The organism is Pseudarthrobacter linnaei (assembly GCF_055412825.1).
Window position 1 is genome coordinate 44,800 of record NZ_JBVAYX010000023.1, and the last position, 10,347, is coordinate 55,146.

Annotated in this window: 5 protein-coding genes; 2 read left to right on the forward strand and 3 right to left on the reverse strand. The window is 70.4% G+C overall.

Annotated features, from left to right (window positions below; genetic code table 11):
• Positions 1–110 precede the first annotated feature (110 nt).
• Positions 111–2,801 carry a bifunctional acetate--CoA ligase family protein/GNAT family N-acetyltransferase gene (locus ACZYZ3_RS16215; RefSeq protein ID WP_463964831.1) on the reverse strand — a complete coding sequence of 897 codons (2,691 nt, stop codon included), beginning with the start codon at positions 2,799–2,801 and terminating at the stop codon, positions 111–113.
• A 67-nt stretch (positions 2,802–2,868) separates the two neighbouring features.
• On the opposite strand from ACZYZ3_RS16215, the gene ACZYZ3_RS16220 reads away from it, so the two are divergent.
• Positions 2,869–5,391 carry a DNA gyrase/topoisomerase IV subunit A gene (locus tag ACZYZ3_RS16220; RefSeq protein ID WP_463964832.1) on the forward strand — a complete coding sequence of 841 codons (2,523 nt, stop codon included), beginning with the start codon at positions 2,869–2,871 and terminating at the stop codon, positions 5,389–5,391.
• Between the two features lie 694 nt (positions 5,392–6,085).
• Positions 6,086–6,604 (forward strand): DinB family protein, encoded by a 519-nt coding sequence (locus ACZYZ3_RS16225; RefSeq protein WP_463964833.1) that lies wholly within the window; start codon positions 6,086–6,088, stop codon positions 6,602–6,604.
• Here ACZYZ3_RS16225 and ACZYZ3_RS16230 read toward each other — a convergent pair whose 3' ends face one another.
• A complete protein-coding gene (locus ACZYZ3_RS16230) occupies positions 6,605–7,597 on the reverse strand; it encodes a GNAT family N-acetyltransferase (RefSeq protein ID WP_463964834.1) in 993 nt (330 codons plus the stop codon).
• Positions 7,598–7,618: 21 nt separating this feature from the next.
• Positions 7,619–10,347 (reverse strand): thiol reductant ABC exporter subunit CydC (gene cydC, locus ACZYZ3_RS16235; RefSeq protein ID WP_463964835.1); only part of this gene is annotated, 2,729 nt, incomplete at its 5' end.

The window sequence follows — 10,347 nt, forward strand, 5'->3', positions numbered from 1 at the left end:
GCCGTCGGGAGGCTCTCCCGCCGCCGGGTTGCAGCCTCCCGCCGCCGGGCTGCGGCCGCCCCGTACCTGCCCCGCAGCGGAGCCGCCCCGCCCCGCCGCACGTCCGGGCGTCAGCTGCGCATGGCGCGGCGGGCGCTGTCGGTGCGCTGGGCGGCGTTGGCGATCCGGACGTCGACCGCGAGGATCGACGCCCCCTCCGGCCCGGCGAGCACGGGGTTGAAGTCGATGATGGCGATTTCCGGATGGTCGTCCTTGAGCCTGGTCAGCCGGGCGGCAAGGTCCTCCAGGACCCGGGCGTCCACCGCCGGCAGGCCCTGGTAGCCGAAGAGCTTCCGCGAGGCCCGGGGCGCCCGGATGAAGTCATGCAGGTCCGAGCCGGAGAGCGGCGGCACCCGGTGGGCCCAGTCGTCCAGCAGGTTAACGGCGTCACCGGCCAGGCCGAAGGACACCACCGGGCCCAGCAGCGGATCCTCGATGGCACGGAAGGTGCAGGCCTGCCCCACCGGGGCCATGGTCTGAACTTCCAGCGACGGCGAGCCGTAGCGTTCCAGAGACTTGCGCATTTCCAGCACATTCCGCCGCAGCGACTCCGCATCCTGGATATCCAGGCGCACCCCGCCGAGGTCCAGCCGGTGCCGCAGGGCGGGGTCGGTGGTCTTCAGCGCCACCGGCCAGCCCAGCCGGTCCGCGGCGGCGACGGCCTCGTCGGCGGTGTCAAAGCCGACCGACGGGACCACCCGGATGCCGTAGCGGGCCAGCAGGCCCGCGGCCGTCTCGGCGTCCAGCCGGACCAGCTGCTCGCCGCCCACCGGGTCCAGCAGCCGCTCCAGCTCCTCGTGGGTGCCCTCCGGGTCGCAGCCCTCGGGCTCCACAAACAGGCCCTGGTCCCGGTCCAGCCACTGGGCGTAGCGGACCACGGATCCCAGCGCAGCCACTGCCGCGCCGGGGTTGGAGTAACAGGGAACAACCGTCGGCCCTTCCTCGTCGCCGACCATTCCTTCGACGTAGATGGACGGGTCCAGCAGCCCGCTGAACGCCGCCACCACGGGTTTGCCGGCCGCCACCGAACATTCGGCGAGCACTCCGGCGATCTTCTCGACGGTAAGGCCGTGGGCCGGCAGCAGCGCGACCACCACGGCGTGGACAGTGTCCGCGGTGAGGACTTCCTGCAGGCTGCGCCGCAGCGCGGGCAGCGCCACGGACATCCCGGCGTCCAGGTCGACGTCGGTGACAATCCGCACCACACCGAGTCCATGTGCCACCGCGCTATCCGCGACGACCTTGCCGAGCGCCATGGAGTTGCTGAAGACAGCGATCCCCTGGCCCTTCGGCAGGGGCTGGCTAGAGACGATCTGGGCGACGTCCATGAGCTGTTCGACGGTCTCGACTTGGATCACCCCGGCCTGACGCATCATCGCGTCGAGTGCCTCCGGCGGGGCCTGGGTGGTGCGGACGGCGTGGCCGGGAGGCAGCCCGAGGCCCATCGCGCCGGACTTCGCCACGATGACCGGTTTGGTCCTGGCGAGGCGCCGGGCAAGGCGGGAAAACTTGCGCGGGTTGCCGATCGATTCGAGGTAGAGCCCGACGGCGGTGGTGTCGGCGTCGTCCTCCCAGTACTGCATCATGTCGTTGCCGGAGACGTCGGCGCGGTTCCCGGCCGAGAGGAAGGTGGAGATCCCGACGCGGCGCCGGCTGGAGGCCGCGTAGAGCGAGACGCCGATCGCTGCTGACTGGCTGAACAGCCCCAGGCCGCCGCGGCGGCCCAGCGTGGGCGCCATCGAGGCGTTCAGGGACACGGCGGGGTTCGTGTTCATGATGCCCAGCGAGGCCGGGCCGATCACGCGCATGCCGTTGGCGCGGGCCTGCCGGACGAGTTCGCGCTGGCGGATGAGGCCGCGTTCGCCGTCGTCCGCGTACCCGGCGGTGGCCACCACGATCCCCTTGACCCCGGCGGCGCCGCATTCCTCCACCACCTTGGGGACCTCGGCGTACGGGACGGCGATGATCGCGAGCTTGACCGGCCCGGGCACTTCGGAGAGCCTGGAGAAGGAAAGCATGCCGGCGAGTTCGAAGGCTTCCGGGTTGATCGCGTAGACCGGGCCGGTGAAACCGCCCTCAATGATGTGTTCCAGCAGCTGGTAGCCCACGGTGCCCCATTTCCGGCTGGCCCCGATGACGGCGACGGAGGACGGGGCGAGCAGTTCCTGGATGCTGCGGGCCTCGGCGCGGTGCTCCCGGGATTCCATCACGGCACGGGACTTGTCCGTGGGGTCGATGTTGAATTCGAGGCTGACCACACCGTCGTCGAAGTGGCGTTTGACGTCGTAGCCGGCGTCGGAGAACACCATGAGCATCTTGCGGTTTTCCGGGAGCACCTCGGCACTGAATTTCCGGATCCCGTTTTCGCGGGCGGCGGCGGCGAGGTGTTCAAGCAGGATGGACCCGATGCCCCGGCCCTGGTGCGCGTCGGAGATGTTGAACGCGACTTCGGCTTCCTCGGGGTCGTCCAGCCGGTCGTAGCGGCCGATGCCCATGATGACGCCGCCGATGGTGATCACGAGGGCCACCCGGTCCTTGTAGTCCACCTCCGTGAACCGTTTGAGTTCCTTGGCGGAGAGTTTGGACTTGAATGCGAAGAACCGCATGTAGATGGACTTCTGCGACTGCCCCACATGAAAGGCCTGCACCGCGTCCGCGTCGGACGGGTGGATCGGGCGCAGATGGGCCGTCCCGCCGTCGCGCAGCACAACATCTGCTTCCCAATACTCCGGATATACGCCGTCCTCGGGCTGATCCACCATAGGCTTAGCCTAGTCATAAACCTACGCAGCTTTCGTTCTGCAACGCTCAGAAGGACCCACCAGCCTCATGGCCCGCCGCCAAACCCCGTCCCCGGCAGGGGAAGCCAGCCAGGATTTCGTAGAAAACATCGTCGATATCGACGTCACCTCCGAAATGGAAGGCTCGTTCCTTGAGTACGCCTATTCGGTGATCTACTCGCGGGCACTTCCGGATGCCCGGGACGGCCTGAAACCCGTGCAGCGGCGCATCCTGTACATGATGAGCGAGATGGGCCTGCGGCCCGACCGCGGCCACGTCAAGAGCGCCCGTGTGGTGGGCGAGGTCATGGGCAAGTTGCACCCGCACGGCGACACCGCGATCTACGACGCGATGGTGCGCATGGCGCAGGACTTCTCGCTGCGGCTGCCGCTCATCGACGGCCACGGCAACTTCGGCTCGCTCGACGACGGCCCGGCCGCCCCGCGGTACACCGAGGCCCGCCTCGCGGCCGCGGCCCTGACCCTGACGGACCACCTCGACGAGGACGTCGTCGACTTCGTCCCCAACTACGACAACCAGTTGACCCAGCCGGACGTACTTCCGGCGGCGTTCCCGAACCTGCTGGTCAACGGCGCCACCGGCATCGCCGTCGGCATGGCCACAAACATGGCCCCGCACAATTTGGTGGAAGTGATCGCCGCGGCCCGGCACCTGATCGAACACCCGGACGCCACCCTCGAGGACATCATGAGGTTCGTCCCCGGCCCGGACCTGCCCACCGGCGGCCGGATCGTGGGCCTGGACGGCATCCGCGACGCCTACGCCACCGGCCGCGGCTCCTTCAAGACCCGCGCCAAGGTCGAGGTCGAACAGCTTTCGGCCCGCCGCACCGGGCTGGTCGTTACGGAACTGCCGTACATGGTGGGGCCGGAAAAGGTGATCGAGAAGATCAAGGACGCCGTCAACGGCAAAAAGCTCGCCGGCATCAGCGACATCGTGGACCTCACGGACCGCAAGCACGGCCTGCGCCTCGTGATCGAACTGAAGAACGGCTTCAACCCGAACGCCGTGCTGCAGCAGCTGTTCCGCTACTCGCCGATGGAGGATTCCTTCGGCATCAACAACGTCACCCTCGTCGACGGGCAGCCGCAGACCCTCGGGCTGCTGCAGCTGCTGACCGTCTATGTGGAGCACCGCATCACCGTGGTGCGCCGGCGCACCGCCTTCCGCCTCGGCAAAAAGAAGGACCGCCTGCACCTGGTCGAGGGCCTCCTCATCGCAATCGTGGACATCGACGAGGTCATCCAGATCATCCGTTCCTCGGACGAGCCGGCCGCGGCCAGGACCCGGCTGATGTCCATCTACGACCTCTCCGAGATTCAGGCCAACTACATCCTGGAGCTCAGGCTCCGGCAGCTGACCAAGTACTCGCGGATCGAACTCGAGAAGGAGCAGGAGGAACTGCGCCGGGAGATCGCCGAACTCGAAGCCATCCTCGGCTCCAGCGAGCGGCTCCGTGCCCTGGTGTCTTCCGAGCTGGCCGAGATCGCCGAGAAATACGGCACGCCGCGCCGGACCGTGCTGCTCGAATCCGAGGCCGTCTCCCCCACCGTCGCCGCCGCCCTGGCCGCCGCGCCCGGAGCCAAGGGCAAGGCCAATCCGCTGGCCCTGGAAATCGCAGACGATCCCTGCTGGGCGATCCTGACCGCCTCCGGCCAGATCGCGCGCACCGCCAACCAGGACAGCCTCGCCGAGTCCGGCCCGCGGACCCGGCACGATGTGTTCACCTCCGTGATGAAGACCTCAGCCCGGGGCGAGATTGCCGCCGTCACCTCGCAGGGCCGCATGCTCCGGCTTCAGGTGATGGACATGCCCGTGCTGCCGCCGACCCAGGGCACCCCGAACATGGCCGGCGGTGTGCCGGCCAAGGACTTCATCACCCTGCTCAAGGGCGAATCGCTGGTGGCGTTCGCGCCGCTGGATGAGGTCCTGGCGATCGGCACGGCCCAGGGTGTGGTCAAGCGGGTCCAGCCCGACTACCCGCTGAACCGCGAGGACTGGGAAGCCATCGCGCTCAAGGACAAGGACACCGTAGTGGGTGTCGCCCCCGCGGGTTCGGACGACGTCGACCTCGTCTTCGTAACGCGGCAGTCGCAGCTGCTGCGCTTCCCTTCCTCGGCGGTCCGACCGCAGGGCCGGACCGCCGGCGGCATGGCCGGCATCAAGCTGGCTGCCGGTGACCAGGTGATGTTCTTCGGCGCCGCCAGCCCGGCCGACACCGACGCCGTCGTGGTCACCATCGCCGGCACGGAAGGGGCGCTCCCGGGTACCGCTCCCGGAGCCGCCAAGGTCACTGCCCTGAGCGAATACCCAGCCAAGGGACGCGCGACCGCCGGGGTCCGGGCGCACCGGTTCCTCAAGGGCGAGGACAGCCTGCTGCTCGCGTGGGCCGGCCACGGCCCCGCGAAGGCGTCCTCCCAGGCCGGGGTGGCCCGATCCCTGCCCGGGGAACACGGCCGCCGCGACGGGTCCGGGATTCCGCTCTCCCAGGCCATCGACGCGATCGGTCCGAGCATGTCCTGGCGGCCGGCCACCGAAGCGGAAGCCTAGGCCCGCCGGGGTTATGGCCGTCGCACAGTCTTCCGGCACGCCCGGGAACCCGCCACGCCCGCCGCTCACCCTTGCCACCCGTGCCGCTATCGCTCACCCATTCACCACAGGTGGCCGCTACCAGGCCCCCGCCTTTGCGGCCATTCGTGCTGAACGGCCGGGGTTGCGCAGGTGCAGGCACGGAATCAGGCGAAGCAATGGTGTCGGGCCCAATGGGGAATCTTCGACTTCGACTTCGAGGTGAGGTGAGGTGAGGTGCCACCGGCGGCATGGACTGCAGAAGTAGACTCCCGTGGGCGACTTACGTCGCCGCGCAGATGACACCTTTGTTTTGCCGAAGGGCGGGCTCTGCAGACAGGAACGTCTGATAAGGGTTTTCCGGGCAGTCGGACATGGTTTAGGGTCCTTAATTGCGGCGAACCCGGCGTGCTTTATCTCACTCCCCGCTCAAGGGTGCACACCTCTGTCGATGTTTGGCCCACGCCTGGTGTCGAAGGCTAATATCCTCTGGGTTCCACTTGCTGCGCAGCCCCGCATTTGTTGGATCGCAGGAGCGCCCCTTTGGTCTGAAAGTGCTTCGGACTAATCCATCCCCCAAGAAACCACTACTTTCGGAAAAGTCCAGTGTCAGCCTGTGTTGGCGGTGCGCACGCGCCCCGCGTTTGCTCCGGGAAAATGCGTTTAGACTGCAGGCATGCCTATCATCGCGGACAACAAGGACTGGACCTGGGTGCTTGAGCGTCCCTGTCCGGAGTGCGGTTTCGACGTCCTGGCGTGCACACCGGCCACCGCGCCCGGGCAACTGGCCAGCATGCTGCCGCGCTGGCGCGCCGCGCTGCGGCGTCCGGACGCGGCCGAACGCCCGAACGGGGACACGTGGTCCGTGCTGGAGTACGCCTGCCATGTCCGGGACGTCTTCAGCCTGTTCGACTACCGGCTGGACCTGATGCTCCGCGAGGAGGACGCCCGGTTCGGTGACTGGGACCAGGACGTGACCGCAGTCGAGAAGGACTACGCGAACGCCGACCCGGCCGAGGTCAGCGCGGAACTGACCGCGGAGGGCGAGCAGATAGCCGCTTCGTTCGCACGGGTCCCGGAGGACCAGTGGGGCCGCACGGGCACCCGCAGCAACGGCACGGAGTTCACCGTGCTGACGTTCTCGCAGTACTTCCTGCACGACGTCGTCCACCATCTCCACGATGTGGACGGGTAGCTACAGTTCCTTGTCCCAGGCCATGCTCGTGTTGACGGCGACGTAGCCCATCTTGGCGTAGAGGGCCAGGGCCCCGGTGGGGTTCTCCGAATCGACGTCGAGCGAGGCCTTGTCCATTCCGGCCGCGGCGAAGCGGCGCATCGCGTCGGCCAGGAGCGCCTGCGCCACCCCGCGGCCGCGGAACTCGCGCCGCACGCCCAGCAGGTCCGTGTAGCCCTCCTTGTAGCCGCGCGCCCCGGCGCTGACGGCGTCATGGCTGGCGAGCTGGTAGCCTGCCACCCTTCCGGTGGACTGCTCCACGACGACGGCGCTCAGGTCCGGCCGGGCCAGCGGATCGTTCACCACGAAGCCCCAGCCCTCCTCGTCCCGCGGCTCGCTGCCCCAGTGGTCCCGGAACGCCTCGTTGTGAGCGAGCCGCACCGGCTCGTGCAGCTCCGGCCCGAAGCCCACGAGTTCCAGCCCCTCGCCCAGCACCGCCTCGGGAAGACCGTCCGCCAGGGGCCGGTGCATCTCGTTGTAGTAGCGGACGATCCGGTAGCCGGCATCCCCGAACAGGGCGGCCTGGTGCGTGTGCTGCTGCTCCATATGGAGCCGAAGCCTGGGGGTGGAACCCTGCACCGCGTCCTCGGCAAAACGCTGCCGGGTCCTCGCCTCCATCCAGCCCAGCAACCCGGTGCCGATTCCGTGTCCCTGCCACGCCGGGTCGACGCAGCCGTACCCGATCGCCTTCTCGCCGTCCGGGTTTTTGGTGATCCGGCCATAGGCCCGGGCCGCTCCCCGCGCGTCGAAGCCGAGAACTGTGTTCGCGGCGGCCGGGTTCGTCCGTGATTCGAGGACCTGTTCCAGGTCGGCGCGGCGCTCATACCAGACGGGCCGTTCGACGGCGGCGGTCCGGGCGATCAGTGCCGCCCAGTCGTCCAGGTCCGCGGTGCCGGCAGCCCGCCACTGAAGGCCGGGGTCCAGGCTGGCCAGGGGGTCGGCGAATCCGTTCATGGCAACAGGCTAGCCGCCGGCCTACCCCCGCGCCAGCAACGGTGTTGGCGCCTGGGACACGGCAGCATACCTTGCCGCCGCCCGGTCTAGGTCCAGCCGGCTGTCGTCCGCGGCGATGTCGTCCGGATTGTGGGTCACCAGGACCACGGTGCGGTCCCGCAGTCCGTGCCGGAGCTCGGCCAGCATCGCCCGGCCGGACTCCGCATCCAGGTGGGCTGTGGGTTCATCGAGCAGGATCACGTCCGCACCGGTCAGGAGCGTTCGGGCGACGGCGAGGCGCTGGCGTTCGCCTCCGCTGAGGAAGGCTCCGCCGGGTCCGATCCGGGTGTCAAGGCCGTGCTCCAGCCGCCCGATCAGCGGTCCGAGGCCCACCGCGGCCAGGGCGTCCTGCAACCGCGGTTCCGGCTCTCCCCCGCGCCGGCTCTCCGGGAGCCCCAGCAGCAGGTTGCCGCGGATGGTCGAATCGAAGAGGTGCGCCTCCTGCGGGCACCAGGCGGCACGCCCGCCCAGCAGGATCTGGCCGCTGGCGGCCGGGAGGAAGCCCAGGACGACGGCGAGCAGGGTGGACTTACCGGAGCCGGAGGTCCCGGTAACGGCGAGCCAGCGCCCGGGTTCCGCCGTGGCGCTGAGCCCGGTGAAGACCGGCGGCCCGCCGGGCCAGGCGGCCGCGAGGTCCCGGATCTCGATCCCGTGCCTGTCTCCGGGCCGGCCGGCGACCCGGACCAGGCCGCCGGACGCGTCGGTGTCGCCGTCGTCCAGGACGCCCGCGGCGCCGATGCGCTCCAGCACGGCCCGCAGCGCCGGATATTGCCGGACCGCCGTCGTGATGGCCGCGTAGGGCTCGACGAGCGCGAGCTGGAGCAGCACCACAACAGCAACGGTGGAGGCCTCAACGGCTCCGCTGAGGGCCAGCGGAGCTGCCAGCACGGCGCTGGCCAGGGCGGCGGTGCCGCAGGCCAGCACCGTCAGGCCCTGGCCGAGCCCTTCGGCCCACGCCGAGCGCTGGGAGGCTGCCGTGGCAGAGCGGTCTGCGCGGGCGATGGCCGCGAGTACCGGCGCCGAGACGCCATTGGCGTGGAGTTCGGCGCGGGCGTCGAGTGCGGCCGCCACCTGGCGGAGGACCCCGGAGCGCAGCCGCTGCTCGGTGCCGGCGGACATCCGGTCCGCTGCCAGCGCCAGGGCGGGGGCCGCCACGAGGCTCAGCACCGCGGCGGCAATCACGGCAGGGAGCGCGGCCGGCAGGAGCAGTGCGATGCCGGCGACGGCTGCAGCGGCGACGGCCACGGCGGTGAGCGGTGGCAGGACCACCCGGGGCAGGAGCTCCCGGACCGTGTCGACGTCGTCCACCACGGTGCCCAGGACGTTGCCGCCCTGCAGCAGCCGGCGCAGCGAGAGGGCGCGCCGGCTCAGCGACTCCCAGAGCCGGCCGCGGAGCCGGGTCAGGGCCGCAAAGACGGCGTCGTGCAGCAGGAGGCGCTCAAGATAGCGCAGCGCGGCCCGGCCGATGCCGAAGAAGCGCACGCCCACGATCGCGGTAAGCAGGTACAGGATGGGCGGCTGCTCACTGGCGCGGATGATCAGCCAGCCGGAGAGCCCGGCGAGGGCAACGGCGAACAGCGCCGCCAGGGTGCCGACGGCGCCGGCCGCGGCGAACTTGGCTCCTACGGGTGCGAGCAGCCGGCGGAGCCGGGTTGCCGTGGCACCGGGCGGGGTGCGTCCGGCCGGTCCGGAGTGCCGCCCGCGGGGATCCTTTTTGTCGGACGGCTGGGGTCCGGACTGCCCGGGTCCGGACTGCCCGGGTCCGGGCTGTCCGACGGCGGCCGGCTGGCGTTCAAGCCGGGGTTCAAGCAGTGCGGCTGCGGCGGCGGTGGCCGCATCGGCAGCCGGCGCTGCCGGGGCAAACGCTGTGGGGGCAATTGCTGTGGCGGCAAACGCTGTGGGGGCAAACGCTGTGGCGGCGGATGCTGTGGCGGCGGATGTCGCGGCGCCGTGCGCCGCCGTGGCCCCGGGTGCCACGGCCACGAGATCGTCGGCGAGTTCCCGGGTCAGCCGGTCGTGGGCCACCAGCAGGACGGTGACCTTTCCGCGGAGCGCGGCGATGGCACGGCTCACGGCGGTGGCGGATTCCCGGTCCAGGTGGGCGGTGGGCTCATCCAGCAGCAGCACCCGTGCGCCGGCTTCGATCCTCGCCAGGCCGCGGGCCAGTGCGACGCGGCGCAACTCCCCCGGGCTGAGTTCGGCGGGATGCTTCGCGGCCAGGTGCTCCGCGGCGCAGGCAGCCAGGCAGCGCAGGGCCGCGGCGTGCTCCGGATCGCCGCCGGCACCGTCCGCCGCAACTCCCGGCGCGGATCCCAGATACAGCCGGATCTCCTCCAGCACGGTGGGGGCCACCATCACGGGATGCTGCGGCACCCAGGCGAGGTCCGCGGCCGTGAATCCTTCGAGGCGTCCGGTGACGGTGGTTTCCTGGTCCGTGCCGCCGCCGGTCCCGATGGTGCCGGCCAGCACCCCGAGGACGCTACTCTTGCCGGCGCCGCTGGGCCCGTCGAGGGCGGTGATGCGCCCCGGCGCTGCCGTGAAGGTCAGGGGCCCGACGGCGGCGTCCGGCCGGCCGCCGTAGCGGACGGTCAGCCCGGCCACGCTCAGGGCAGGCGGACGGCCGGGTCGGGCGCCACCCCCGGCGGAGGCGGCCGCCGCCCCGGTTGCGGCGGCAAGGGAGGCGGCGTCCGCCCCGGTTGCGGCGGCAAGGG